Raw genomic sequence first — 26,363 nt, forward strand, 5'->3', positions numbered from 1 at the left:
TCAACTTGCTCCGTGGCCAGTGAAAACCTTGAACGGGGTCTTGAGCAGGATTTTCAGATCCAGCAGCAGGCTCTGTTCGTTGATGTAGCTGAGGTCAAGCTCTACGCGTTGGTCGAAATCGATGTTGCTGCGTCCGGAGATCTGCCAGAGGCCGGTCATGCCGGGGTAGATCGACAACCGTGCCAGGTGGTTATCCTTGTAGCGGTAGGCGTTGAACGAGGTAGGGCGCGGGCCGACCAGGCGCATGTCGCCGGTGACCACGTTGATCAGGTTGGGCAGCTCGTCCAGGCTGCTGCGCCGCAGCCAACTGCCCACCGAGGTGATGCGCGGGTCCTTGTCGATCTTGAAATCGATGGAGTCGGCGCCGTGCTTGTTCAGGTGGCGTACCGAGTCTTTCAGCGCCTCGGCGTTGGCGACCATGGTGCGGAACTTGAACATGCCGAACAGGCGGCCGCGGTAGCCGGTGCGTTTCTGCACGAAGAACACCGGGCCCGGGCTGGACTTCTTGATCATCACCGCCAATGCCAGGAATACCGGCGACAGCAACAGCAGCAGGTTCAGCGCCGCCAGGCATGACAGCACGCGGTTGGTCCGCGACAGCGTCCAAGGGCGCCCGCCGACCCGCCCGGTCATCCAGCCACGGCCTTGCATGTGGATGGCGGCATCGATGCGCTGGCGGTGCGCCGGATCCATGCGTTTATCCTGGTACAGCGCCTGCAGCTGGGCGCTTTTCGGTTGTCCTGTCATATCACCCTCCGTTGTTTCGGCTGCTCGCCTGCAGGTTCGCCATCTGTGGCGCCGTGCGAGTAGTAGTGCTTGAACCAGGCGACGAATCGCCCGAGCCCTTCATCAAGGGAAATCGTTGGGGTAAAGCCGGTGACCCGGGCCAGGGCGCTGGCATCGGCACAGGTGGCCAGCACATCGCCCGGTTGCAGCGGCAGCAACTCGATCACCGCATCGCGCCCCAGGTGTTTTTCCAGCAGGGCCAGGTAGTCGAGCAGTTCCACCGGGCGTTGGCCGCCGATGTTGAACAGGCGCCAGGGCGCTGCGCTGCTGGCCGCGTCGGGGCTGAAGGCATCCCACTGCGCATCGGCGCGGGGCGGGTAGGGCAGCAGCCGCGCCAGGCTTTCGACGATGTCGTCGATGTAGGTGAAGTCGCGCTGGTGCCGACCATGGTTGAACAGCTGGATCGGCCGGCCTTCGCTGATGGCGCGGGCGAACTGCATCGGCGACATGTCCGGGCGGCCCCAGGGCCCATAGACGGTAAAGAAGCGCAGGCCGCTGCAAGGGATGCCGAACAGATGGCTGTAGCTGTGCGCCATGGCCTCGTTGGCTTTCTTGGTGGCGGCGTACAGCGACAGCGGATGATCGACTGCATCCTGCACCCGGTATGGCGTGCGCTGGTTGGCGCCATATACCGAGCTGGACGAGGCGTACAGCAGGTGCTGCACCGGGTGGCGCCGGCAGCCTTCGAGAATGTTCAGGAAGCCCGCCAGGTTGCTGTCCAGGTAAGCCTGGGGATTCTGCAGCGAGTAGCGCACACCGGCTTGCGCAGCCAGGTGCACCACCACCTCGGGGCGCTCCTCGGCGAACAGCCGGGCCATGGCGTCGCGGTCGGCAAGGTCCAAGCAGTTCAGGGGGAAGTCACCGACGTTCTGACGCACCCAGTGCACGCGAGCATGCTTGAGCGACGGATCGTAATAGTCGTTGAAGTTGTCCAGGCCCAGCACCTCATGACCGTCGCGCAGCAGGCGCAGGCAGGTGTGGGCACCAATGAAACCGGCCGCGCCGGTGACCAGCACTTTCATGGCGCGCCGACCTGCGGTGCGCTCTGGTCGGGCGCGACCTGGCGCAGGCCGATGCCGCTGTAGTGCAGGCCGTGGGCGGCGACCTGCTCGGGGTTGTACAGGTTGCGGCCGTCGATGATCACCCGTGCGCGCAGCTTGCTGGCCAGCAGCGAGAAATCCACCACGCGAAAGTTCTTCCATTCGGTGCAGATCACCAGCGCGTCGGCGTCCTGCAAGGTGTCGTCGCGGGTGGCGCACAGTTGCAGGTCGTCTCGGTAGCCGTACAGGCGTCGGCATTCGTCCATCGCTTCGGGATCATAGGCTCGCACCGTGGCGCCTTCGTCCCACAGCGCTTCCATCAGGTAGCGGCTCGGTGCTTCGCGCATGTCGTCGGTATTGGGCTTGAAGGCCAGGCCCCACAGGGCGATGGACTTGCCGCGCAGTCCGCCCAGGCGCTGCTTGAGCTTGGCGAACAGGATGCGCCGCTGCTGGTCGTTGACTTCGTTGACGCTCTGTAACAGGCGCAGGGGCATGCCGCTGTGCTCGGCGGTGTGCAGCAGCGCCTTGATGTCCTTGGGGAAGCACGAACCACCGAAACCGCAGCCGGGGTAGATGAAGTGGTAGCCGATGCGTGGGTCCGACCCGATGCCGCGGCGCACCGCTTCGATGTCGGCCCCCAGGTGTTCGCTGAGGTTGGCCAGTTCGTTCATGAAACTGATGCGCGTGGCGAGCATGGCGTTGGCGGCGTACTTGGTCAGCTCGGCACTGCGGTTGTCCATGAACATCAGCTTTTCGTGGTTGCGGCAGAAGGGCGCGTAAAGCTCGGCAAGCTGGTCATGGGCGACCTCGTCATGGGTGCCGACGATGATCCGGTCGGGGCGCATGCAGTCGGCCAGGGCGCTACCTTCCTTGAGAAATTCGGGGTTGGACACCACACGCACCTGCAAATGGCCCTTGCCCAGGCGCTGCAGTTCATCGCGGGCCAGGGTCACGACCTGGTCGGCGGTGCCGACCGGTACCGTGGATTTGACGATCAGGGTGCGGTCGGCCTCCATCAGCTCGGCAATCTGCCGGGTGACGTTGAGCACATGGCTCAGGTCGGCCGAGCCGTCCTCGTCAGGTGGGGTGCCGACGGCGATGAAGATCAGCTCGGCATGGCTGACCGCATCGCTGGCCTGGGTGCTGAACAGCAGGCGACCTTCCTTGATGTTGTCTTCCAGCAGGCCCGACAGGCCCGGCTCGCTGATCGGTGGGACGCCCTGACGCAGTTGGTTGATCTTGTGGGCATCCACGTCCACGCACAGGACCCGGTGGCCGACGTCGGCAAGTGCCGCCGCTTGTACCAGTCCTACGTAGCCAGTGCCAAAAACGCTCACGTCCATGTCGGCGTGCCTCGTATGGATGAGTAAGGGGTATGAAACAGTGGTGTGATTTCTGTATAGCTCAGCTCGCGGGAAATGCGTCAAACCAATGGCATGTTTCGTCGCATTTACAGACGCTAAACAAAACGGCCATTGGCCACCAACCCTTTGCCAATCCGGGGTTTAGCGTTGAAAGCTACTGGCATTTGGCCGTTCGATGAACCGATGAACGGTTGCAGGCCACGAATAATGCGGGGTCGTGACGATAGAGCGTCTCAACCGCGATACGTTTTTTGCGCCAGAATATGGCGTTGAGATACCGTCGGAAAATTGACTTTTCCGGCTTGTGATTTGTTTCAAGACTGCTACGGTTTGAATGAAAACCCATGACCGGAGTGGTCGAATCATGCGCGGATGGATCAAGCTGGCCCTGTTGTTCCTCTACCTGGCGAGCTTTCATGGCTATTACCGGGAGCGGATAGAAGCGTTGGGTGTTGGCCTGCCTTTGCTGCTTTACCTGGGCGTGGCGGGGGTGCTGGTGGTGGGGTTGCTGCTGGCGGCGTGGATTCGCCCAGGTTGGCTGCGCTGGGTGCTGGCGTTGGCTTTTGCGGTGAGTGCGCTGTTCTTCGATGCTTATATGCGAATCACCGATTCCTACCTCACCTACAGTGCGTTCGTGTCCATGGTGTATGCCGGTGGCTTCATCCAGGAAGCGCTACAGCAGTACCACTATGCGATCACCTTGGCGGCGTTCAACGCGCTGCTGGTGCTGTTGGGTGTGGGCTTGCGGCCGGGCGCTGTGCTGCGCCTGCCGCGCCTGGTGCCAATTGTCGCGCCATTTCTGGCGCTGGCGTTGCTGGTCGGTGTGCTGTTCATCCGCGCTGGCGAGGGGGCCCGCGGCCTTCCGGTGATGTACACACCCTTGGCTTATGTGAGCCTGTTCGGCTACGAGGCGCTGCATGACCGTGTCGGCCCACGCGAGCCGGTGAGCCTGGCGCAGTCCGGCAAGCCGATGGCGCGCGATATCGTGCTGATCATCGACGAGAGCATTTCGGGCAACTACCTGGACCTCAACACCCCTGCCGGCGTGGCGACTCACCTGCTGCAGCCGCACCCAGGGGTGAGTATCGTCAACTACGGCTACGCGGCCTCGGTGGCCAACTGCAGCGCCGACACCAACGTCACCTTGCGTTACGGCGGCACCCGCAGCGATTACCTGCGCATCAATTCGACCCAGCCGTCGATCTGGCAATACGCCAAGCGAGCAGGGCTGGGCACGGTGTACATCGATGCCCAGCGCACCGGCGGCAATCTGCAGAACCTGATGGACGAAACCGAGAAGCGCGACATCGACCGCTTCGTCCAGTTCGACGACACCCCCGTGGTGCAGCGCGACATGGCGGCGCTGGAGCAACTGGTCAGCCTGCTCAAGGATGACCAGGCGCAACTGATCGTGATCAACAAGGTTGGCGCGCATTTCCCGGTTCATGACAAGTACCCCGACGCCTTCCTGACCTACCAGCCGGCATTGCCGCGTGGGCATTTCGCCGATGTGGCCGACACCGCCACCCGCGACGGCTTCGATGGCCGCCCCGAAGACTGGGTGCTGTATCGCAACGCGTACCGCAATACGCTGGGCTGGAACGTGGGCGAGTTCTTTCGCCGCCTGTTCGCCGAGGCCGACCTGAGCCAGGCGGTGCTGATCTACACCTCCGACCATGGCCAGGACCTGCATGAGCGCGGCAATCCGGGCCTGAACACCCACTGCGACAGCGACCCGGTGATGGAGGAGGGGCTGGTACCGCTGGTGGTGATCCAGGGCGCGGGCGTGAAGGCCCTGGACTGGCAGGCTCACCTGCCACAGAACCGCAACGCCTCCAGCCACTACAACATCTATCCGACGCTGCTCAAGCTGCTGGGCTATGACGCCGCAGCCGTCACCCGTATCTACGGCCAGGCGCTGGATGTGCCGACCGACGACCCGTTCACCTTCAACGTGCGCTTCAACGCACGGCTGGGCGCCAAGCCGGACTTTCGTCACATCGACCTCAGCCAGGTGGTGACCCCTGAACAGGCCAAGGGTGTTGCGGTGACTGCGGCGCCCTGAGCGCACATGCCGTTGCGGCAGGCGCGGGGCAAGCCCGCGCCTCCAGGCGTCAGTTGGCCCGTGCGGCGTTCAGTGCCCCGGCGCGCGACACGCGCAGGGCCACCAGGCTGCCCAGCACGATCACTCCGGCCAACGAGTACAGCGCAGCGTCGGTCGAGCCGGTCTGGTCCTTGATGAAACCAACCAGGTACGGGCTCAGGAAGCCAGCCATCTGGCCCACCGAGTTGATGATCGCCAGGCCCGCGACGGCCGCACTGGCGCTGAGCAGCGCGGTCGGCATCGGCCAGAACATCGGCAGGCCGGTCAGGGCGCCCATGGTGGCGATGGACAGGCCCAGGATGGCCACGGTTGGGTTGCTGGCGAAGTTGACCGCGATCAGCAGGCCGATGGCGCCCATCAGCATCGGCACTACCAAGTGCCAGCGGCGTTCGTTGCGCAGGTCCGCCGAGCGACCGACGATGATCATGAACACACCGGCCAGCAGGTAGGGGATCGCACTCAGCCAGCCGATCAGCAGCGGGCTGTCGAAGCCCAGGTTCTTGATGATCGATGGCAGCCAGAAGTTGATCGCATAGACGCCGCTCTGGATGCAGAAATAGACGAAGCCGAAGGTCCAGATCAGCGGGTTGGTCAGCACGGCCCACACGCTGTCGCCGGTGGTGCTCGGCTTGCTCGCGGCATCGGCGGCGAGGTCCCTGGCGATCAGTTGGCGCTCGCTGTCCGACAACCAGGCGGCCTTCTGGTAGCCATCGCTGAGCAGGAACACCGCGAGGATGCCCAGCACCACGGTCGGCAAGCCCTGGATCAGGAACATCCACTGCCAGCCCGCCAGACCGTGCTGGCTGGCGGCGAAGTGGTCGAGAATCCAGCCGGAGAACGGCCCGCCGAGCAGACCCGAGACCGGGATCGCCGACATGAACAGGGCCATGATGCGGCCGCGGCGGTCAGCCGGGAACCAGCGCGAGAGATACAGGACCACGCCGGGGAAGAAGCCGGCTTCGGCGGCGCCGGTGAACAGGCGCAGCACGTAGAACTCCATCGGCGTGGTGACGAACAGCAGGCAGGTCGAGAGCGTGCCCCAGGCGATCATCATCACCGCGATCCAGCGCCGTGGGCCAAAGCGGTTGAGCGCCAGGTTGCTGGGCAGGCCGCAGAGCACGTAGCCGATGAAGAAGATCCCGGCGCCCAGGCCGTAGATGGTCTCGCTGAACTTCAGCGCGTCGAGCATCTGCAACTTGGCGAAGCCGACGTTGACGCGGTCCAGGTAGTTGAACAGGTAGCAGATGAAAATGAACGGGATCAACCGCAGGGTGATGCGCCGGTACAGCGCATTGCGGCTGGGGTCTTGGCCTTGGTCAGGGGCAGGGCTGTGTGCCATGATGAAATTCTCTGTTGTTATGGTTGTCACGCGGCGCCTGTTCCGGCGCTCGCCTGAAACGAGTCTCGGCGAGCAGGGCGCCGCTGTCTTTGTGCTTTTGCACAGCGTAGGGCACGCACGGCTGTGCTGCGGAACAAAGTCTGCCACTGCAAGGAACCCACATGTTCGAGCTTGACCACGACCTGGCCCAGGATATCGTCGACCGGGCGATGGCGATCCTGCCGTGCAACGTCAACGTCATGGACAGCCAGGGCCTGATCCTGGGCAGCGGCGAGCCAGAGCGCATCAATACCCGCCATGAGGGGGCGCAACTGGTCCTGGCCAATGGGCGCATCGTCGAACTCGACAGCGAGGCGGCCAAATGTCTCAAGGGCGTGCAGCCAGGGGTGAACCTGCCGTTGATGCTCGACGACCGATTGATCGGCGTGCTCGGCCTGACCGGCGATCCGCAGCAACTGCGCACCTACGGCGAGCTGGTGCGCATGACCGCCGAGATGCTCCTGGCACAGCGTCACCTGCAGATCGAGCAACAGTGGCGCCGGCAGCGCTGCGACGATCTGCTGGCGCTGCTGCTCGGTGGCAGTGGCGAGTCCCCTCGGCTGGTGGACGAAGCCCGGCAACTGGGGCTCAAGCCGCAACTGCCAAGGGTGCCTTGCCTGTTCGAACTGGAGGCTGGGCCACCGGGCGAAGCGCTGTCGGCCTGGCTGACCAGCCGTTACCCGGACAGCTGGTGTGTAAGCCCGGCGCGTCAATCGTTGCTCTGGTGCCGTCCGGCAAGCGTGGCACTGGATGAGGTGCGCCTGATCGAACGCTTGCAGCGCCATGGCTGGCAGGTCCAGCGCCTGGCCCTGGGCAGTGTGGCGCAGAGCCTGGAACAACTGCGACGAGGTTACCGTCGGGTCCGCGACCTGTTGGCGTATGGCCGCGAGGTAGTGCCCGGCGAGCGCGTGTTGAGTTTGTCGCGCTATCGCTTGCCGGCGTTGCTCTGGCGCCACCGCAACGATGATGCCCTGGACGAGTTGCTCGAACCGCTGCAACGCATCCGCGCCAAGGATGCCAGCGGCCAATTGCTCGCCACCTTGCGTGCCTGGTGCGCCCATGACGGACAGAGCCAGGCATGCGCCGATGCCTTGGGGATCCATCGCAACAGCCTGCGTTATCGACTGGAGCGAATCGCTGAACTGGGCGAGGTGGATCCGCTGCGTCTGGAAGGGATGCTGAGCCTGTACCTGGGCTTGCAACTGCTACCCGCCGAGTGAGTCCCGGATCCGGGCAGTGGCATTTGCCCAAACAACCGGCCAGGTGTTTTGTGCATCCGACCGAGGCCGCTCTGGCGCGCAGCTGTCAGCATGCGGGCTAACAGGACCAGGAGATTCCCCATGAAAGTCGTCATCGCCCCCGATTCGTTCAAGGACAGCCTCGATGCCGCCGGTGTCGCCCGGGCGATCAGTGCCGGGCTGGCCAAGGTCTGGCCCGAGGCGGAGCGAATCGAGTGCCCGATGGCCGATGGCGGTGAGGGCACCATGGAGGCGATCGTCGCGGCCACCGAGGGCGAGCAGCGCCGCCAGGTGGTGCGCGGGCCGCTGGGGGCGCCAGTGGAGGCTAGCTGGGGCTGGTTGGCGCAGAGCCGCACCGCGGTGATCGAGATGGCCCAGGCCAGTGGCATCCAGTTGCTGCCCAGCGCGCAGCGCGATGCCTGTCGCAGCAGTACCTGGGGCACCGGCGAGCTGATTGCCGCAGCCCTGGCGGCAGGTGCGCAGCGCATCGTGCTGGCCATCGGCGGCAGCGCCACCAACGACGCTGGCAGCGGCATGCTGCGGGCCTTGGGTCTGCGCTTGCTGGACCGCGAAGGCCAGGCACTGGCCGAGGGCGGCCTGGCCCTGGCGCAACTGGCACGCATCGACGCCAGCGACCTCGATCCGCGCCTGGCCGAGGTGCAGTTCGAGGTGGCGGCGGATGTCGACAACCCTTTGTGCGGGGTCAATGGTGCCTCGGCGATCTTCGGCCCGCAGAAGGGCGCAACGCCCGAGCAGGTATTGCAGCTGGACCAGGCACTGGGGCATTTCGCTGATCATTGCGCGCAGTTGCTGGGTGAAGACCTGCGTGAATCTCCCGGTTGCGGTGCGGCGGGCGGCATGGGCTTTGCGGCCAAGGCCTTCATGGGCGCGCGTTTTCGTCCTGGGGTCGAAGTGGTGGCGGAGCTCGCCGGGTTGGACGGGCTGGTGCAGGGCGCGGACCTGGTGATCACCGGCGAAGGCCGTTTCGATGCCCAGACCCTGCGCGGCAAGACCCCGATGGGCGTGGCCCGCGTGGCCAAGCGTCACGGTGTGCCGGTGGTGGTGATTGCCGGGACCTTGGGGGAGGGCTACGAGGCGTTGTATGCCCATGGCATCGATGCCGCGTTCGCCGTGACCAGCGGGCCGATGACACTCGAGCGCGCTTGTGCCGAGGCCGGGGCGCTGCTCGAGGGGCGGGCGGGGGATATCGCACGGTTGTGGCGGTTGGCGCGCGGGGTGTAGGAGTCATCTCTTTCGAGGGTTATGTGTGGGGGCTGGCAGGTGCTCGCCGAGAGATTTTTAGTGCTCATGAGATCGAGCGCCGCCCGCGCGGCGCTTCGCGGGCAAGCCCGCTCCTACAGTTTGTTTCGGGCCAATAAATCCTGTGGCATTTTCGCGCGACCCCTTTGGCGCACGGCGCGTTACCGAGTCGTACACACCAGGCGGTCGCGCGCCTGTGGCACAGGCATAACTGGCCGGAAACAAATGTAGGAGCGGGCTTGCCCGCGAAGCGCCGCGCGGGCGGCGCTCGATCTCATGGGCACTAAAAATCTCCCGGCGAGCACCTGCCAGCCCTAACCCCCTTCCAGCCAACCTCCTCTAGCCCTCCACTAACGCACGACCGTTCATCGGATCGAAACGTTATTTTGTAACGGCTAATAGCACTTTGATAGCGGCGCTCGGTCTTTCCTGAGATGCTGCATCACATTCTCCTTTGAAAGTGACGGGCCCCCGGAAGTCGGGGCCTGACGGCCACCAGGGAAGCTGGCTTGCAGGATGCGTGCGTGCTCTACCACACAACTGTTTGCAAGGTGTCCCATGTTCGATCGCAAAATCAAAGCTCGGCTCGCGGCAAGCGAAGCCGAGGTCAAACGCCTGCGCGCGCTGCTCGACCCAATGGAACGAGGCAACCTGGCGCTGCGCCTGGACGCCGAGCGCCGGATCAGCGCCTGTAACGAAGCCTGTTCGGCTGCGCTGGGGCATCCGCATGGCGCCTTGATTGGCCAGGCCCTGGCTGATGTGGTGCCGGGGTACGTGACCGCTCTGCCGTGCTATCGGCGCTTCAACGAGGCGCTGTCACGCTTCGAGCCGATTCGTGACGATTACCGCTTCCTCACCCGCGAAGGCCGATTGATCTGGCTGCACCTGACCTGGCTACCGGTACGCGGCGACGATGGCCGTCTGGATTACGTACAGGGCTACGGCAGCGAGGTCACGGCACAGATCGACAAGAGCCGTGAGAACGGTGCATTCGTCGAGGCGCTCTTGCGCTCCACTGCGGTGATCCAGTTCGACCTGGCAGGCAATATCCTCACGGCCAACGAACAGTTCCTCGGCGCCATGGGCTATTCGCTCACGCAACTGGTCGGCCAGCACCATCGCCTGTTTTGCCCGAAGGAAGAGGCTGCAGCTCCCGCCTACCAGGAGTTCTGGAAGACCCTCAACAGCGGGCGCTATGTCGCCGGGCGCTTCCGCCGATTGGACAGCCGGGGGCAGGAAGTCTGGCTGGAGGCCAGCTATAACCCGGTCTACGACGCCGAGGGCAAGATCAGCCGGGTGATCAAGTTCGCCTCGGTGATCACCGACCAGGTGCGCAAGGAGGACGATATCCGCCGCGCTGCGCAAATGGCACTGGAGGTGTCGCGCAACACCGACGTCAGTGCTCGCGAGGGGGCGAGCGTGGTGCAGGAAGCGGTGCAGACGATGCAGGCGGTGGCCGATCAGATGCACAGCGCCTCGACCACCATCGAGGCCCTGGGCAAGCAGTCGCTGGTCATCAGCTCGATCGTGCAGACCATCGGCAGCATCGCCTCGCAGACCAACTTGCTGGCGCTCAACGCTGCCATCGAAGCGGCCCGTGCGGGCGAGCAGGGGCGCGGGTTTGCCGTGGTCGCCGATGAGGTGCGCCAGCTTGCAGCGCGCACCAGCGCGGCGACCGAAGAGATCGTCGCGGTGGTGGCGCGTAACCAGCAATTGGCCGATCAAGCAGTGGTGGAGATCGAACACAGCCGCGAGCAGGCGGGGGTCGGGCTGACCCTGGCAGGCCAGGCGGGCAGCGCCATCACCGATATTCAGGAAGGCGCACGCCGCGTGGTGCAGGCGGTCGGGCAGGTGACCCAGGACCTGCGTTGAGCTGCAGATATCAGTCGGGCTGGCGCCAGATCAGCTCGCGGGTATCGTAGCCGCGCTGGCGGGCCACTTCGAGCAACTGGTTGCGCGTGCGTTCGCTCACCGTAGGCGTGCGCGACAGCAGCCACAGGTACTCGCGGTTCGGATGGCCAACCACGGCCACGCGGTAGTCCGGATCGTGGTACAGCACCCAGTATTCGCCCTTGGCGGTGTCCGGCGCCAGTTTGCTGAACCAGTTGTCGAACCTCACCCACAGCTTGTCGGTCTGGCCGGGTTGCTGCAGTTGGGCAATGCCGGTCGCCTCCTGCCACTCGCCGTCTTCGTCTCGGCAGCGGTTGGTGACATCGACCTGGCCATCTTCGCGCAACTGGTAATTGGCCTCGGACTGCACGCAGTCACGTTGGAAGAACATCGGCAGGCGTGCCAGTTCGTACCATTTGCCCTGGTACTGCTCGAGATTGACCGGCATGGTCTTGGGTGGCGGCTTGTCCGCCGAGGAGCCGACGCAACCGCCCAGCGCCAGGGCCAGGCAGGAAACGAGCAAGGTGGCGCGAATCGCCATGAACAACCTCCGCAATGACTGTGGTGTGATTGCTTGGACGCCGGACACTGGCGAAAGTTGAATCTTTCAGCGTGGCTCCAGCGCGGCGTCCATCATCCGCTCAAGCGCGGCATACTCGGCATGGCTGACCGCAACCAGGCCGCTGGCGTCCTGGGAGTGGGCGAAGGCGGCGAGGGCTTCGGGGTCGTCGAGCATGGCCTGGCGAATGCGCGCCTTGAGCGCCGGGCACAGGTGGGCGCGGAACACGTAGGGGTCGTAGTAGATCGGCGCCGAACGCCACAGCACCTGGAGCCCTGCGGGGTCGATGGCGTGGCTGGCAAGGTAGGCATCGGCGCGCTCGCTGGCGACGAAGGCAGCATCGACGCGCCCTTCCAGCAGGGCCTGCAGCGCCTTGTCATGGGTGCCGGCGTACACCAGCGCACCGAAGTAGCGCTGCAAGGGCGTGGTCACCTGCGCTGCGAACTCGACGCTCGGTACCAGGCTGCCGGAGGTGCTGGCCGGGTCGCTCAGTGCCACGCGCTTGCCGCGCAGTGCCGTCAGGTCCGCAGGCCCCGGGCTGCGGGTGAGCAGTAATGCCTGGTAGTGGTTGCCGGCCGGGGTATAGGGCCCGGCGCTCAGGGTAAAGGTGGCGAAGGCCTCGACCTGCGGGTCGCGACGGTGCGCCAGTACATAGGAGGCCGGCCCCAGCCGGGCGATGTCGGCGCCGCCGGAGACGATGGCATCCACCACGCCCTCGTAGGAGGGCGCGACCACCAGCTCCACCGGCACGCCCGTGGCCTCGCTCAGGCGCTGCAACAGTGGCTGGTTCTCGCGCAGCATCGCCTCGGCGCCCTTGAGCGGGATCACCGCCAGGCGCAGGCTGCGGGGCGCACAGTCGGCCCGCGCGGCGACCGCTGGCAGCATCAGGGCCAGCAGTGTCAGTGCTTTCAATGCACGCATGATTTCTCCTCGAGGGCATTGAAGGGCGGGTAGTCGCGCAGTTGTGCCGGCGACAGCGGACGGCTGAAGTGATAGCCCTGGGCAATGTCGCAACCGGCGAGCTTCAGGCACACCAACTGCTCGCGGGTCTCCACGCCCTCGGCCACCACCTCCAGGCCCAGGCGCTTGGCCAGGATGATGGTCGAGGAGACGATCGGGCTGTCGTCATGGCTGTTGCACAGCGGCGCGATCAGGGCGCGGTCGATCTTCAGCTTCGACAGCGGCAGCGCCTGCAGGTGCGCGAAGCCCGCGTAGCCACGACCGAAGTCGTCGAGGCTGATGCCGATACCGGCCGCGCGCAGCCGGTGCAGGTGCTCAAGGGCTGTGCCTTCGGGGTCGAGCACGGTGGTTTCGGTGATCTCCAGCTCCAGGTGCCGTGCGTCGATGGCATGCTGCGCCAGGCTTTCAAGCAAGCGCTCGCTGAAGTCGGCCTGGCGCAGTTGCAGCGCCGAGACATTCACCGCCAGGCGCGTATCACGGCCCTGGGCCTGCCAACTCGCCAACGCCTCGCAGGCCAGACGCAGCACTTCCCAGCCCAGCTCGACGATGAAGCCGCTGCGCTCGGCCATGCCGATGAAACGGTCCGGGTAGAGCAGGCCGAACTCGGGGTGCTCCCAGCGCACCAGTGCCTCGTAGCCCAGTACCTGCAGAGTGTCCAGACGAATCTGCGGCTGGAAGTGAAGCACGAACTGGTGCTCGGCCAGGGCGCTGCCGAAGGCCTGTTCGAGGGTGAAGGCCTGGATGTCGGGCAGGTTCAGCGAAGGGTCGAAGAAGCGGTACTGCGCACGCCCAGCCTGCTTGGCCGAGTACATCGCCGCGTCCGCACAGCGGATCAGGCTGTCGATTTCCTGGTCATCGCGCGGGGCGATGCTCACCCCGACACTGGGGCTGGTGTTGACTTCCTTGCCGTCCAGGGCGTAGGTCGCGGACAGCTTGATCACCAGCGCGCGGACCCAGGCGTCGATCTGTTCCTCGCTGCGGTTGCCGGCCAACAGCACCACGAATTCATCGCCGCCGAAGCGCGAGGCTTCGTCTTCGGGTTCGAGCATGCGCTGGATGCGCCCCGCGACGGCTTGCAGCAACAGGTCGCCGATCTTGTGGCCGAGTGAATCGTTGATCGACTTGAAACGGTCCATGTCGATGAACAGGATCGCCGTCAGGCGACGCCGGGCGCGCTGGCGAGCGAGGGCCTGGGCGGCGACTTCGACGAACTGGCGGCGGTTGTGCAGGCCGCTGAGGTGGTCGGTGGCGGCGGCGTGGCTGCTGCGTCGGTGTTCATCCTCCAGGCGCCCGATCAACTGCTGGTTGACCTGTTGCGTCTGCTCCAGCTCGCTGAAGGCTTCCTGACGCTTGCGCAGCAGGCGCAGGCTCCAGAACAGGCCGCCGAGGATCAGCAGGGTCATGCACAGGTTCAGCCAGAACTGGCGGTCGTAGGCGAGGGTGGTGGGCGCGAGAATCTCGTCATGACGCTGGCTGACCACCACGCTGAAGCCGCGGTCGGCGACCCGGCGGTACAGGCTCTGGTAGGTGCTGGCGTAGGTGTACTGGGTGAACTGTCCCGCATCGCTGTTGCCGCTGGGCAGTTCCGGTTCCAGCGACTCGGCGGCCACCACCACGCCGCTACTGTCGATGCGTACGCGCTCCTGGCCGTCCGCCTGGAGCAGGCGCAACAGGCCGCTGTGACCCAGGTCGATGTGCTGGAAGAGTACCGCCAGGTAGCCGATGTCCAGCTGTACCACGAGGATGTTGTCGATCTCGCGGCCGCTCGGGTCGGTCAGCGGCAGCAGGAAGGGCAGGCGCCATTTTGGCAAGGCGTTGGGGGCGTTGTCGGGGGCGATCTGGGGCATGAAGGGCTTGAAACCATGGCGCGCGACATGCTGCTTGAGCTGCTTGAGCCAGTCTTCCGGCAGTTGCTGGGCCTCGTCGATAGGGCTGGCAGAGACCAGACGACCCTGCTGGTCGTACAGGCTCATGCGCTTGAACACGGGGTCTTCGGCCAGCAGCCGCGCCAGGCTGAGGTTGCCCTGGCGCATGTTGAGCAGGTCATCCTGAGTGACACGTCCTACGGCCTGGGCCCGATCGACCAGTTGGCGTAGGCTTTCGCCGACAATGCTGGCCAGGTTCAGGTGCTCGGCGGCCTTGGCCGCCAGGGCATCATGACGGGCGGCGGCCTTTTGCGTGAAATGCAGCCCCCAGAGAAAGGCCAGGGTGACGGTGCACAGCATCAGCAGCAGCAGGGGCAACAAGCCTGCAGGCGAGGGGGAGCGGCGGTTCACGTTGTGTTGTTCCCGGGCCCTGTGGTGCAGCCAAAATAAGACAGCAAGATGACAGAGGAATGACTGGTGGCGAAATGCTTCTATTGGGCGCGGCCTGCTCCTTTGTGTGCAGGAGCAAGCGTCTTGTTCAAAATCTAGAGGCCAGTCCAACCCCTGTGGGAGCGGCCTTGTGCGCGATCGGGCGCGAAGCGGCCGTAAAACCAGGCGCCGAGATCTATCAGGAAAACCTCGGTTGCCGAGTTTGCGGCCGCTTCGCGCCCGATCGCGGCACAAGGCCGCTCCTACACCGAGATCGGTGTGCTCTGCTACTGGTTGACCAACGCCTGCAACGCCGCCCGGGCTTCATCGCTGGCCAGGCACTGGATAAACAGTTCGCCCTCGCGCCGCACGGTCTCTTCCAGCTCCCGGCGCAGCCCATCCTTGAGCAGGCGTTTGCTGATGCGCAGGGCCTGCTGCGGCATGGCCTGCAAGCGTCGGGCAAGCGCTACCGCGGCCGCCAGGCACTGTTCGCCGTCGTCATGCAACTCATTGGCCAGGCCCCAGGCCAGTGCCTGTTCGCCGCTGAGCAACTCGTTGGCCAGCAGCAGTCGCGCCGCCCGCTGATGTCCGAGCAGGCGTGGCAGCAGCAGGCTCGAGCCGAATTCCGGACACACGCCCAAGGGCGCGAAGGGCATGCGCAGTTTCGCCGAACGACTGACCAGCACCTGGTCGCAGTGCAGCAACAGGGTGCAGCCGATGCCGATGGCGGGGCCGTTGACGGCGGCGAGCAGCGGCTTGTCCAGTGCCAGCACGGTGCGCATCATGCGAAACACCGGGCTGTCCAGATCACGTGGGGGGGTGTCGAGAAAGTCGCGCAGGTCATTGCCGGCGCTGAAGCACGCCGTGCCGCCGGTCAGCAGGATCACCTCGACGGCCGGGTCTTCGCTGGCCGCCCGCAGATGGCGGTCCAGCTCGCTGTACATCGCGCTGTTGAGCGCGTTGAGCTTGTCGGGGCGGTTGAAGGTCAGGGTCAGTAAACCCTGGTCGAGGCTGCAGGTGATCAGGTCGGGCATGGCTGGGATTCTTGTTATTGGCCGGAGCACAGGGTTTATCACGCGCTGCGCCTTGTTGTACAGTCGTTCAGTCCAACCCGCCACCACGAGAATCTGCATGACCCAGGAAGCCCGCTACAACCGCATGGCGCCCGAAGAGCGCAAGGCCATCCTGGTCCAGGCGACCCTGGCCTGTCTCAAGCGCGATGGCTTCCAGGGCGCGTCGATCCGCAAGATCTCCGCCGAGGCAGGGGTGTCGGTAGGGCTGATCAGTCACCATTATTCGGGTAAGGACGAACTGGTCGCCGAGGCCTACCGCGCTGTGACCGGGCGGGTCATGGGCCTGCTGCGCGAGGCCATGGCGCAGGCCGCACCCAATGCCCGCGAGCGCCTGTCGGCGTTCTTTCGCGGATCGTTCTGCGCCGAGTTGCTCGACCCGCAGTTGCTCGACGCCTGGCTGGCCTTCTGGGGGGCGGTGAAAACAGCCGAGGCGATCAATCAGGCGCACGACCACTCCTACTCCGAATACCGCAACGAACTGGCCGAACTGCTGGCGGCGCTGGCCGGCGAGGAGGGCTGGCAGGCCTTCGACGCGGACCTCGCCGCAATCAGCCTGAGCGCCTTGCTCGATGGCCTGTGGCTCGAATCGGGGCTCAATCCCAACACCTTCACCCCGGAACAGGGCGTGCAGATCTGTGAGGCCTGGGTCGATGGCCTGCAGGCCGGCGGGCGTCGGCGCTTCAGCCTGCCGGGAGGCTGTTGATCGGTCGTTCAGTACCGGGTAGGCTGCTGGCGCGGGTTTCAGAACAACATCAAAGAAGAGACCACACGCAATGACACCTCGGGTACTGGTCGTCGACGACGATCCGCTCATTCGTGACCTGTTGCAGGCCTATCTCGCGCGAGAAGGCTACGACGTACGCTGCGCCGACACCGCCGAAGAGGCCGAGCGCTACCTGGCCAGCCAGCCGGTGGACCTGGTCATGCTCGACATCCGCCTGCCGGGCAAGGACGGCCTGACCCTGACCCGCGAGCTGCGGGTGCGCTCGGAGGTCGGCATCATCCTGATCACTGGCCGCAACGATGATATCGACCGCATTGTCGGCCTTGAATGCGGCGCCGACGACTATGTGATCAAGCCCCTCAACCCGCGTGAACTCGTGTCGCGGGCCAAGAACCTGATCCGTCGCGTGCGCCACGCCCAGACAACCCGCCCTGGCGCCATCGCCAGCCCTTGCCTCAAGCAGTTCGCCGACTGGGCGCTGGACAGCGATCGACGCCGGTTGATCGACCCGCAGGGCGGTGAAACCTTGCTGACCCATGGCGAGTTCCAGCTGCTCAGCGTGTTCCTGCGCAACAGTGGCCACACCCTCAGCCGCGACCAGTTGATGGACCAGATCCGCAACCGCGAGTGGGTGCCCAACGACCGTTCCATCGACGTGCTGGTTGGCCGTCTGCGGCGCAAGTTGCACGACGACCCGGCCGAGCCGCAACTGATCATCACCATCCACGGCACCGGCTACCTGTTCACCGCCAGCGTGGCGGCCTGAGGCCATGCGCGGCCTGGGCCTCGCCTGGCTGTTGCTGCTGAGCGTGCAGGCGCTGGCGGCAGCGCCGGTGCGTTACTGCGACTACCCGGTGTACCCGCCGGTGTCGTGGAGCGATGGCAAGCAGGTGCGCGGCCTGGCGCCGACCGTGGTGCGCGAGTTGTTCGCTCGGCTCGGGCTGGAGGTCGAGATCGTGGTGCTGGGCAACTGGAAGCGCTGCCTGCTGGATGCAGCCGAAGGGCGGGTGGATGTGGTGCTGGCCTACAGCAGCGATCAACGTGATCAAGGCATGCGCTTCTCCCGAGTGCCGGTACTGCGCGAGGAGGTCGCGGTATTCGTCAACCGCAAGCGACCGGTACGTTTCGAACAGCTCGACGATCTTGCCAGCTATCGCGGCGGGCTGCTGTTCGGCGAAAGCTACGGCCCGGCCTTCGACCGTTTCGTTGCCCGTCACCAGAACATCGAATGGGTGTCGTCCAGCCAGCAGAATTTCGGCAAGCTGATTCGCGGGCGCATCGACTTCGTGATCCAGGAGCGGCGCACTGGCGAGCTGTTCGTCGAGCACCTGCCCGGCGCAGGCGATATCCAGGCGCTGCCCGCGGCGCTGAGTGTCGACTATCTGCGAGTCGCCGTTTCACGCCATAGCCCCTTGAGCCAGCGCATGGATGAGATCGACGCGCAGTTGCAGCAGATGAGCGAGCGCGGCGAAATCGACAACTGGCTGCATCAGAGCGAAGTGACCTACCGCGACATGATCGGGCAACCGGCAGGTGCGCGATGATTCGTCTGCGCGCCGACGGCCTGCTGCGCCGCCTGCTGCTGTTCATCCTGCTGTTCAGCCTGTGCTTCACCGTGCTGGCCAGCGCGGTGCAGCTGTATTTCGAGTACCGCCGCGAAATGCGCGATATCGACGCGCGCATGGAGCTGATCCGCGCCGGTTACCTGGCGAGCCTGGAGCGCAGCCTGTGGGACCTTGACCAGGAGCAGCTCAACGTTCAGTTGCGCGGGCTGGTGGACTTCTCCGATGTGGCTCGGGTGCGGCTGGACAGCAGCGACTTTCAGTTGCTGCAAGGCCAGGCCGAACCTGCCGGGCCACTGCGCGTCGAGCGGTTCGCCCTGGACTTCCAGCCGCCTTCCGGACCGCCGAGGCACTTGGGGGAACTCGAGGTGAGCATCGACTTGGGCGCGGTGCATCAGCGCCTGTTTGCCACCGGGCTGACCAGCCTGCTATGGATGAGCGTGTTTCTCTGCGGGCTGGCGGTGGCGCTGTCCGGGCTGTTCTACCGCCTGGTCACTCGCCACTTGCAGGTGATGGCCGAGTTTGCCCGGCGCGTGGCGGCGGGCCAGTGGCAGGAGCCGCTACGCCTGGACAAGCGGCGTTCGCCACGCGCCGATGAGATCGACACCGTGGCCCACGCCCTGGACGACATGCGCCAGGCGATCCTCAGCGATATCGAGCGCCGCGAGCAGGATCGCCTGGCCCTGCAGGACAAGCGTGACGAACTGCAGGCCATGGTCGAGCGGCGCACCGAAAGCCTGGCCCGGGCCAAGGACGAAGCCGAGGCGGCGAACCTGGCCAAGTCGCGCTTCCTGGCGACCATGAGCCACGAGTTGCGCACTCCGCTCAACGGCATTCTCGGCATGGCCGAACTGCTGCGCACCAGCAGCTTCGACACGTTGGGCCGCAAGCGTCTGGAGGCGCTGTACAAGGCCGGCGAAGGGCTGTCGAGCATCCTCAACGAGGTGCTGTTCTTCGCCCGTCTGGAAGAAGGTGAAAGCCACCCGGAGCCCGTGAATTTTGCCCTGCGCCAGCTGTGCAGCGAGGTGCTAACCCTGCTCGAGCCGCGCGCCACCGCCAATGGCACCGAGCTGGACTGCCATATCGATGCCCGGCTGGCGCCCCATCAGTTCGGCGCCGAGCAGTACCTGCGCCAGGTGCTGAGCAACCTGCTGGCCAATGCGATCAAGTTCACCGAAGGCGGCCGGGTCAGCCTCGAGGTGCGCGTGCTGCAGGGGCAGTGGTTGCGGGTGCAGGTCAGCGATGACGGCATCGGCATCGCCCCGGCAATGCAGGCGCGGATCTTCGAGCGCTTCACCCAGGCCAGTGAAACCGTGGCTCGGCGTTACGGCGGTACGGGCTTGGGGCTTGCAATCTGCAAGCACCTGATCGAACGCCTGGGCGGTCGGATCGGCGTGGATAGCCGCGAAGGGCAGGGCAGTTGCTTCTGGTTCGAGGTGGAGCTGCCCGCGGGGCGTGACGTCGCCGCCCTGTCAGCCAGCCAGGGGCTTTCGCCTGCCCTCGAGATCCTGGTGGTCGAGGATGTGGCGCTCAACCGCGAGGTGGCGGGCGGCTTGCTCGAGCGTGACGGTCACCGGGTCAGCTTCGCCGAGGATGCGGCGCAGGCGCTGGCGGTCTGCGCACAACGACGCTTCGACCTGCTGCTGCTGGATGTGCACCTGCCAGGCATGAGCGGTGTCGAGTTGTGCCGGCAACTGCGCGCGGGCGCCGGGCCGAATCGGCAGACGCGAATCCTGGCCCTGACGGCGGGCGTGCAACCGGCCGTGGTACGCGGCTACCTGGAAGCCGGGATGCAAGGGGTGCTGGCCAAACCGTTGCGCCAGGATCGACTGCGCCGTGCACTGGCCCAGGCCGAGCCGCTGGTGCTCGAGCCCGATGCACACACCGCCCTGGATCTGGCCCTGCTGCAAACCCATCGCCAGTTGCTCGGCGAGCAGAAGGTGCAGGGGCTGCTGGCGACCCTGCGCCAGAGCCTCGAGGCGCAGCGCAGGGCTTTGCTCGACGCCCTGCACCTGGGGGACTGCACCCAGGCCGCAGACTTGGCCCATCGCCTGGCGGGCAGCAGCGATTCGTTGGGGCTGAGCGGGTTGGCGACGGCGTTGAGGCAGGTCGAGCAAGCAGCAGTGGCTCTGGACAGCCAGGCGCTGCAAGCGCTGGCAGACAGTACGCGAACCGCCCTGGATGCCGCGCTCATCCTGCTGGAGCAGTTGATCCAGAGCGCTCGTACATAATTCTTACGACTTTTTACATCTTCGATCCCAAGCTTCAACGTCCGCTTACATCGCTTTCCAATAATCCCTGACAACCGTGTGGTTCGCGGTCCGTCAGGCTTATTGGAGATAAGAATAATGAAAGGTCCCAAAGCTCAGCCCAACACCATGCTGGAGGTGCTTCATGTCTGAGCCCTCCGAACGCAAAGGAATCCACCTCACTCGCGCGCTCAAGAGCCGGCACATTTTCATGCTGTCGCTGGGCGGTGTGATCGGCACCGGCCTGTTCATGGGCTCGGGGGTGACCATCAACCAGGGTGGCCCGATGGGGGCGATCCTGGCCTACCTGGTGGCAGGCTTCCTGATGTACCTGGTGATGGTCTGCCTGGGTGAGCTGTCGGTGCAGATGCCGGTATCGGGCTCGTTCCAGGCCCACGCGACAAAATACATCGGCCCGGCCACGGGCTTCATGATTGGCTGGGTGTACTGGATGAGCTGGGCCACCACCGTGGGCCTGGAGTTCACCGCCGCCGGCATGCTGATGACCCGCTGGTTCCCCGAGGTGCCGATCTGGTACTGGTCGGCGCTGTTCGTTGCCGTGCTGTTCGGCCTCAACGCCTTGGCGACCCGGGCTTTCGGCGAGGCCGAGTACTGGTTCTCGGGGATCAAGGTCGCGGCGATCCTGGGCTTCATCATCGTCGGTATCCTGGTCATCTTCGGCGCCATCCCGCTGACCAGCGGCGCACCGGCACCGATGCTCGACAATCTGGTTGGCGACTCGCTGTTCCCCAACGGGCTGCCTGCGGTGTTCGCAGTGATGATGACCGTGGTCTACGCCTTCCAGGGCTGCGAGATCATGGGCGTGGCGGCGGGCGAGACCGACCAGCCGGAAAAGAGCATTCCGCGGGCGGTGCGCAACGTGGTGTTCCGCGTACTGATCTTCTACGTGCTGGCCATCGCGGTGCTGTCGGCCATCGTGCCGTGGCAGCAGGCGGGGCTGATGGAGAGCCCGTTCGTGCAGGTGTTCGACATGGTCGGTATCCCGTACGCGGCCGACCTGATGAACTTCGTCATCCTCACCGCCATTCTCTCGGTGGGCAACTCGGGGTTGTACGCCTCCACGCGCATCCTCTGGGCCATGTCCAAGAGCGGCATGGCCCCGAAAAGCCTGTCGCCGTTGAGTTCGCGCGGTGTGCCGCTGCGAGCGCTGAGCATCACCCTGTGCTTTGCCCTGGTGTCGCTGATGACCAGCTTCATTGCCGCCGACACCTTGTTCATGGTGCTGATGGCGGTGAGCGGAATGTCCGGGACCGTGACCTGGATCGTCATCGCCCTGGCGCAGTACCGCTTCCGCCGTGCGTTCCTGCGCGAGGGCGGCAAGCTCGAGGACATCAAGTACCGCGCGCCGTTGTACCCGCTGATCCCGCTGCTGTGCATCACCCTGTGCAGCTCGCTGTTCGTGTTCCTGGCGCTGGATGAAACGCAGAGGCCGTCGCTGTACTGGGGCTTTGGCTTCATTGCCCTGTGCTACCTGGCGTACTTCGTGATGAACCGCAAGCGCTCGCAGACCTTCGTGCCGACGGCGCCTGGGGTTTGAATCTTCGCTGAAACCACTGGCCCTATCGCGCGGCCCGCTCCTACAGATGCGATCTCTGTAGGAGCGGGCTTGTCCCGCGATGAGGCCCTCCGCAACACCCCCAAACCCCGATTGTTCGAAGTTGTAACAGCCCCATATGCGCCAATTGCCGCCTTGTTGAACACTCGTTTAGTATCTTCTCCAAGCCCACCCCAACCACAACAACTCGAGGCTTCCCATGACCAGCCTGTTGACCACTCTCGAAGCCGGTGTCGCCTGGATCACGCTCAACCGCCCCGACCAGCGCAATGCCCTGGACATCCCCACCCTCAAGCACCTGCACAGCCTGCTCGAAGACTTCAACGCCGACCCCGCCGTGCGCGTGGTGGTACTGACTGGCAGTGGGCGCAGCTTCTGCGCTGGCGCCGACCTTGCCGAATGGGCCGAGGCCGAGGCTCGCGGCGCCTTGGAAAGCTACGGCTGGACCGAAACCGCCCATGCCTTGATGCAGCGCCTGCACACCCTCGACAAACCCACCCTCGCCGCGATCAACGGCACCGCCGTCGGCGCCGGCATGGACCTGACCCTGTGCTGCGACCTGCGCATCGCCGCCGCTTCGGCGCGCTTCAAGGCCGGCTACACCAGCATGGCCTACAGCCCTGACGCGGGCGCCAGTTGGCACCTGCCGCGGTTGATCGGCAGCGAGCAGGCCAAGCGCCTGCTGTTCCTCGACGAGCTGTGGGGCGCCGAACGGGCGCTCGCCGCAGGCCTGGTGGGCGAAGTCTGTGCCGACGATCAACTGCTGACCGTGACCGCAGAACTCTCCTCGCGCCTGGCCCAGGGCCCAACTTTCGCCTTCGCCCAGACCAAGCGCCTGATCCGCGACGGTGCCCAGCGCACCCTGGCCGAGCAATTGTCTGCAGAACTGGCCGCCGGGCTGCTGTGCGGGCGCAGCGAGGACGGTGCCGAGGCTCTGCGCGCCTCCGTCGAGCGCAGGCCCGCGCGCTTCGTCGGCAAATGACCTTCCAGCACCTCCCTCAGTACCTTCTCCAGGACCATGCCAGATGAATTTCCAACTGACCCAAGAACAAGAAATGTTGGTGGAAGCGGTACGCAGTTTCGTTGCCAAGGAGCTGCTGCCCCACGAGGAAGAGGTCGACCGCGCCGACGCGGTGTCGCCCGAGCTGGCGGCGCAGATCCGCGGCAAGGCCATCGCCGCAGGTTTCTATGCCTTCAACATGCCCGAAGAGGTCGGCGGTGGCGGGCTTGATTACCTGTCCCAGGCGCTGATCGAGCGTGAGTTGTCGAAGGTGTCCTGGGCCGTGCACGTGTTCGTCGCACGCCCTTCGAAAATTCTCATGGCCTGCAAGCACGAGCAGATCAACGACTACCTGCTGCCCAGCGTGCAGGGCGAGAAGATCGATTGCTTCGCCCTCACCGAGCCTGGCGCCGGTTCCGATGCCAACGCCATCAAGACCCGCGCCGTGCGCCAGGGCGACGACTTCGTCATCAATGGCAGCAAACATTTCATCAGCCATGCTGGGCATGCCGACTTCGCCATCGTCTTCGCCGTTACCGGCACCTACGAACACAACGGCCGCAAGCGCAATGCCGTGACCGCTTTCCTGGTCGATCGCGGCACACCCGGCATGACCATCCGCCGTGGGCCCAAGTGCGTGAGCAATCGCGGCTATCACACCTACGAGCTGTTCTTCGACGACTGCAAGGTGCCCGCCAGCAAGGTGCTGGGCGAGGTCGGCAAGGGCTGGGAAGTGGCCAACGCCTGGCTGACCGCTGGGCGGGTGATGGTCGCCGCCAACTGCGTCGGCCAGGCCCAGCGTGCACTGGACCTGTCGCTGCAGTGGTCGGCGGATCGCAAGCAGTTCGGCCAACCGATCGGCAGTTATCAGGGCGTGTCGTTCAAGCTTGCCGACATGGCCACGCAGATTCGCGCGGCCGAGCTGCTGACCCTGCACACCGCCTGGAAAATGGACCAGGGCAGCATGACCGATGGCGAGGCCGGCATGGCCAAGCTGTTCGCCAGCGAAGTGCTGGGCAAAGTCGCCGATGAAGCGGTACAGATCTTTGGCGGCATGGGCCTGATGGACGAGGGACCGGTGGAGCGGATCTGGCGCAATGCGCGGATCGAGCGGATCTGGGAGGGCACGTCGGAGATCCAGCGGCACATCATTTCCCGCGAACTGTTGCGCCCTCTGCTGCGCTGATCGGGCTGGAGAATACTCATGTCGCAGTCGATTCGTGACAACCTCAAGCGCCTGCTGGCGCCGCGGCACCTGGCCTTCGTTGGTGGCCGCAGCATGGCCCGCGCCCTCAAGCGCTGCGCCGAAGGCGGGTTCCAGGGCCCGATGTGGCTGGTCAACCCGCAGCACCTCAGCATCGATGGCATCCCGTGCGTGGCCACCGTCGCCGAGCTGCCGTGCGGCCCGGATGCCGTGTTCATCGCCACCAACCGCGAGCTGACCCTGGCCTGCGTCGAGCAACTCGCCGCGCTCGGTGCCGGTGGGGCTATCTGCTACGCCTCGGGCTTTGCCGAAAGCGGCGCCGAGGGCGAGGCCTTGCAGCAGCGCCTGCTGCAGGCGGCCGGCAACATGGCCCTGCTCGGGCCCAACTGCTATGGCCTGCTCGACTACCTGCACAGCGCTGCGCTGTGGCCGGTCGCCCATGGCGGCAAGACGGTCGAGAAGGGCGTGGCGATCCTCACCCAGAGCGGCAACTTCGCCTACAACCTGTCGATGAGCGACCGCTCGCTGCCGGTGGCCTATATGGCTTCGGTCGGCAACCAGGCGCAACTGGGCGTGGCCGAGTTGATGGACGTGCTGCTGGACGATCCGCGCGTCACCGCCATCGGCCTGCACCTGGAAGGGTTGAAGAATGTGCCTGGCTTTGCCCGCGCCGCGCACAAGGCGCTGGAGCGCGGCACGCCGATCATCGCGCTGAAGACTGGCGTGTCGCAGATCGGTGCCGAACTTGCGCTCAGCCACACCAGTTCGTTGTCCGGCTCCGACGCGCTGTACGACGCCTTGTTCAAGCGCCTGGGCGTGATCCGCGTAAGCGGCCCGGTAAGCTTCGTCGAAACCCTCAAGGCCGCCGCCTGCGGGCAGTTGCCCCAAGGCGGACGGCTGATCGCCCTGGCCTGCTCGGGCGGTGATGCCGGGCTGATCGCCGACTATGCCGAGCGCAATCAGCTAAGCCTGCCCAAACTTGAGCAGTGCCAGGTCGAGGAACTGGCCCAGGTGCTGCCCAGCTACGCTAACCTGGTCAACCCGCTGGACTTCACCACGGCCATCTGGGGCGACGGCGAGGCGCTGCAGCGTATGCTCGACAGCGCCCTGCGCAGCGATGCCGATGCGGCGATGCTGGTGCTCGACTATCCGGCCGAGTTCACCGGCGAGCGCAAGGAGTGCGACCTGCTGCTGGCGCTGTACTGCCAGGCCCTGGCGCGTCACGGCAAGATCGGCTTCGTCACCTCGGCCTTCCCCGAGCTGCTGCCGGCCAGCGCCCGTGAGCATCTGCATGCCCATGGCATTGCGGCGTTACAGGGCGTGGAAGATGGCCTGGCGGCCTGGGGGCGGATCGTGGCGTACCAGGCCAATCGACAGCGCCTGCTGGCATTGGGCGAGTCCGCACTGGTGCCATTGTGCCCGCAGGCGCTGACTGGCAAGGCGCGCTTGCTGGACGAGTGGCAGTCCAAGCAGGCCCTGCGGCCCTTTGGTTTGCCGGTCCCGGACGGTCGGCTGAGCACCCCTGGTTCAGCGCTGGCCGATTCGGCCACTGTCGGTTTTCCGCTGGTGCTCAAGGCCGTCAGCGCGCAGTTGCCGCACAAGACCGAAGCCGGCGCGGTGGCGCTGAACCTGCGTGATGGCCGCGCGCTCGAGGCCGCGCTGCACCAGATGCGCGAACGTATCCACGCCCATGCGCCGCAGGTGCCGTTCGATCGAGTACTGCTCGAACCGATGGCCGAGCCCGCGTTGGCCGAGCTGATCGTCGGCATCAAACGCGAGAACGGCTTTGCCCTGGCATTGATCATTGGTGCTGGCGGGGTGCTGGTCGAGCTGCTCAAGGACAGCACCAGCCTGCTGCTGCCCACCACCGATGGCGCCATCCGCGCCGCCTTGCTCGGGCTGCGCAGCGCCGGATTGCTGCAGGGCTTCCGCGGGCGCCCGGCGGCCGATCTGGATGCCTTGGTGGCCGCGATACGCGCGGTGGCCGACTACGCCTGCGAAAACGCCAGCCAGTTGCTGGAACTGGACGTCAACCCATTGATGGTCGGCGCCAACGCCACCACGGCGGTCGATGCGCTGATCCGCCTGGGCCAGGCCTGAGG

General features: G+C 65.4%; 19 protein-coding genes and 2 pseudogenes. 13 read left to right on the top strand and 8 right to left on the bottom strand.

Going from position 1 to position 26,363, the window contains the following annotated elements; genetic code table 11:
- From ACMGGG_RS09170 to ACMGGG_RS09180, 3 genes are read right to left on the bottom strand one after another with little or no spacing between them, the layout of a single operon-like run.
- Positions 1–747, bottom strand: a complete 747-nt coding sequence (locus tag ACMGGG_RS09170; protein ID WP_054893959.1) for a sugar transferase — start codon at positions 745–747, stop codon at positions 1–3.
- Positions 744–1,808 carry an NAD-dependent epimerase gene (locus ACMGGG_RS09175; protein WP_414155322.1) on the bottom strand — a complete coding sequence of 355 codons (1,065 nt, stop codon included), beginning with the start codon at positions 1,806–1,808 and terminating at the stop codon, positions 744–746. The genes ACMGGG_RS09170 and ACMGGG_RS09175 overlap by 4 nt, the downstream gene beginning before the upstream one ends.
- Positions 1,805–3,169, bottom strand: a complete 1,365-nt coding sequence (locus ACMGGG_RS09180; RefSeq protein WP_063544520.1) for a UDP-glucose dehydrogenase family protein — start codon at positions 3,167–3,169, stop codon at positions 1,805–1,807. The genes ACMGGG_RS09175 and ACMGGG_RS09180 overlap by 4 nt, the downstream gene beginning before the upstream one ends.
- 385 nt (positions 3,170–3,554) lie before the next feature.
- On the opposite strand from ACMGGG_RS09180, the gene ACMGGG_RS09185 reads away from it, so the two are divergent.
- A complete protein-coding gene (locus ACMGGG_RS09185; protein WP_414155323.1) occupies positions 3,555–5,255 on the top strand; it encodes a sulfatase-like hydrolase/transferase in 1,701 nt (566 codons plus the stop codon).
- Positions 5,256–5,304: 49 nt separating this feature from the next.
- Here ACMGGG_RS09185 and ACMGGG_RS09190 read toward each other — a convergent pair whose 3' ends face one another.
- Positions 5,305–6,633, bottom strand: coding sequence for an MFS transporter (locus ACMGGG_RS09190; RefSeq protein WP_414155864.1), 1,329 nt, complete (start codon positions 6,631–6,633; stop codon positions 5,305–5,307).
- A gap of 161 nt (positions 6,634–6,794) precedes the next feature.
- On the opposite strand from ACMGGG_RS09190, the gene ACMGGG_RS09195 reads away from it, so the two are divergent.
- The 4 genes and pseudogenes from ACMGGG_RS09195 to ACMGGG_RS09210 all read left to right on the top strand — a co-directional run.
- Complete coding sequence (locus tag ACMGGG_RS09195) at positions 6,795–7,892, top strand: sugar diacid recognition domain-containing protein (RefSeq protein ID WP_054893964.1); 1,098 nt, start codon at positions 6,795–6,797, stop codon at positions 7,890–7,892.
- 120 nt (positions 7,893–8,012) lie between these two features.
- Entirely contained in the window at positions 8,013–9,152 is a 1,140-nt protein-coding gene (locus ACMGGG_RS09200) for a glycerate kinase (RefSeq protein WP_414155324.1), read from the top strand.
- Positions 9,153–9,806: 654 nt separating this feature from the next.
- Positions 9,807–10,499, top strand: a pseudogene (locus ACMGGG_RS09205) (PAS domain-containing protein); the annotation flags it as partial.
- A gap of 108 nt (positions 10,500–10,607) precedes the next feature.
- Positions 10,608–11,042, top strand: a pseudogene (locus tag ACMGGG_RS09210) (methyl-accepting chemotaxis protein); the annotation flags it as partial.
- Between the two features lie 10 nt (positions 11,043–11,052).
- Here the strand turns inward: ACMGGG_RS09210 and ACMGGG_RS09215 are convergent.
- The 4 genes from ACMGGG_RS09215 to ACMGGG_RS09230 form a co-directional block, all read right to left on the bottom strand.
- Positions 11,053–11,601: a lipocalin family protein gene (locus ACMGGG_RS09215; RefSeq protein ID WP_054894128.1), complete on the bottom strand. Its 549-nt coding sequence runs from the start codon at positions 11,599–11,601 to the stop codon at positions 11,053–11,055.
- Between the two features lie 66 nt (positions 11,602–11,667).
- Entirely contained in the window at positions 11,668–12,540 is an 873-nt protein-coding gene (locus tag ACMGGG_RS09220) for a phosphate/phosphite/phosphonate ABC transporter substrate-binding protein (RefSeq protein ID WP_414155325.1), read from the bottom strand.
- Positions 12,528–14,855 carry an EAL domain-containing protein gene (locus tag ACMGGG_RS09225; RefSeq protein ID WP_414155326.1) on the bottom strand — a complete coding sequence of 776 codons (2,328 nt, stop codon included), beginning with the start codon at positions 14,853–14,855 and terminating at the stop codon, positions 12,528–12,530. The genes ACMGGG_RS09220 and ACMGGG_RS09225 overlap by 13 nt, the downstream gene beginning before the upstream one ends.
- 305 nt (positions 14,856–15,160) lie before the next feature.
- A complete protein-coding gene (locus ACMGGG_RS09230) occupies positions 15,161–15,907 on the bottom strand; it encodes an enoyl-CoA hydratase (protein ID WP_414155327.1) in 747 nt (248 codons plus the stop codon).
- 97 nt (positions 15,908–16,004) lie between these two features.
- Between ACMGGG_RS09230 and ACMGGG_RS09235 the strand changes: the two genes are divergently transcribed.
- The 8 genes from ACMGGG_RS09235 (at position 16,005) to ACMGGG_RS09270 (ending at position 26,361) form a co-directional block, all read left to right on the top strand.
- Positions 16,005–16,649 (top strand): TetR family transcriptional regulator C-terminal domain-containing protein, encoded by a 645-nt coding sequence (locus ACMGGG_RS09235; protein WP_054894132.1) that lies wholly within the window; start codon positions 16,005–16,007, stop codon positions 16,647–16,649.
- 70 nt (positions 16,650–16,719) lie between these two features.
- Positions 16,720–17,436: a response regulator gene (locus tag ACMGGG_RS09240; RefSeq protein ID WP_054894133.1), complete on the top strand. Its 717-nt coding sequence runs from the start codon at positions 16,720–16,722 to the stop codon at positions 17,434–17,436.
- A gap of 4 nt (positions 17,437–17,440) precedes the next feature.
- A complete protein-coding gene (locus ACMGGG_RS09245) occupies positions 17,441–18,214 on the top strand; it encodes a substrate-binding periplasmic protein (RefSeq protein ID WP_112898032.1) in 774 nt (257 codons plus the stop codon).
- On the top strand, positions 18,211–20,463 hold the full coding sequence (locus ACMGGG_RS09250; protein ID WP_414155328.1) for an ATP-binding protein: 2,253 nt from the start codon (positions 18,211–18,213) through the stop codon (positions 20,461–20,463). The genes ACMGGG_RS09245 and ACMGGG_RS09250 overlap by 4 nt, the downstream gene beginning before the upstream one ends.
- A gap of 163 nt (positions 20,464–20,626) precedes the next feature.
- Positions 20,627–22,039 (top strand): amino acid permease, encoded by a 1,413-nt coding sequence (locus tag ACMGGG_RS09255; protein ID WP_054894136.1) that lies wholly within the window; start codon positions 20,627–20,629, stop codon positions 22,037–22,039.
- Positions 22,040–22,256: 217 nt separating this feature from the next.
- Complete coding sequence (locus ACMGGG_RS09260) at positions 22,257–23,039, top strand: enoyl-CoA hydratase/isomerase family protein (RefSeq protein ID WP_112898035.1); 783 nt, start codon at positions 22,257–22,259, stop codon at positions 23,037–23,039.
- Positions 23,040–23,082: 43 nt separating this feature from the next.
- A complete protein-coding gene (locus ACMGGG_RS09265; protein WP_414155329.1) occupies positions 23,083–24,243 on the top strand; it encodes an acyl-CoA dehydrogenase family protein in 1,161 nt (386 codons plus the stop codon).
- A gap of 18 nt (positions 24,244–24,261) precedes the next feature.
- Entirely contained in the window at positions 24,262–26,361 is a 2,100-nt protein-coding gene (locus ACMGGG_RS09270) for an acetate--CoA ligase family protein (RefSeq protein WP_414155330.1), read from the top strand.
- Positions 26,362–26,363: the final 2 nt, after the last annotated feature.

Source organism: Pseudomonas sp. BNK-44-b (assembly GCF_047456245.1).
GTDB classification, from domain to species: Bacteria; Pseudomonadota; Gammaproteobacteria; order Pseudomonadales; family Pseudomonadaceae; genus Aquipseudomonas; species Aquipseudomonas machongensis.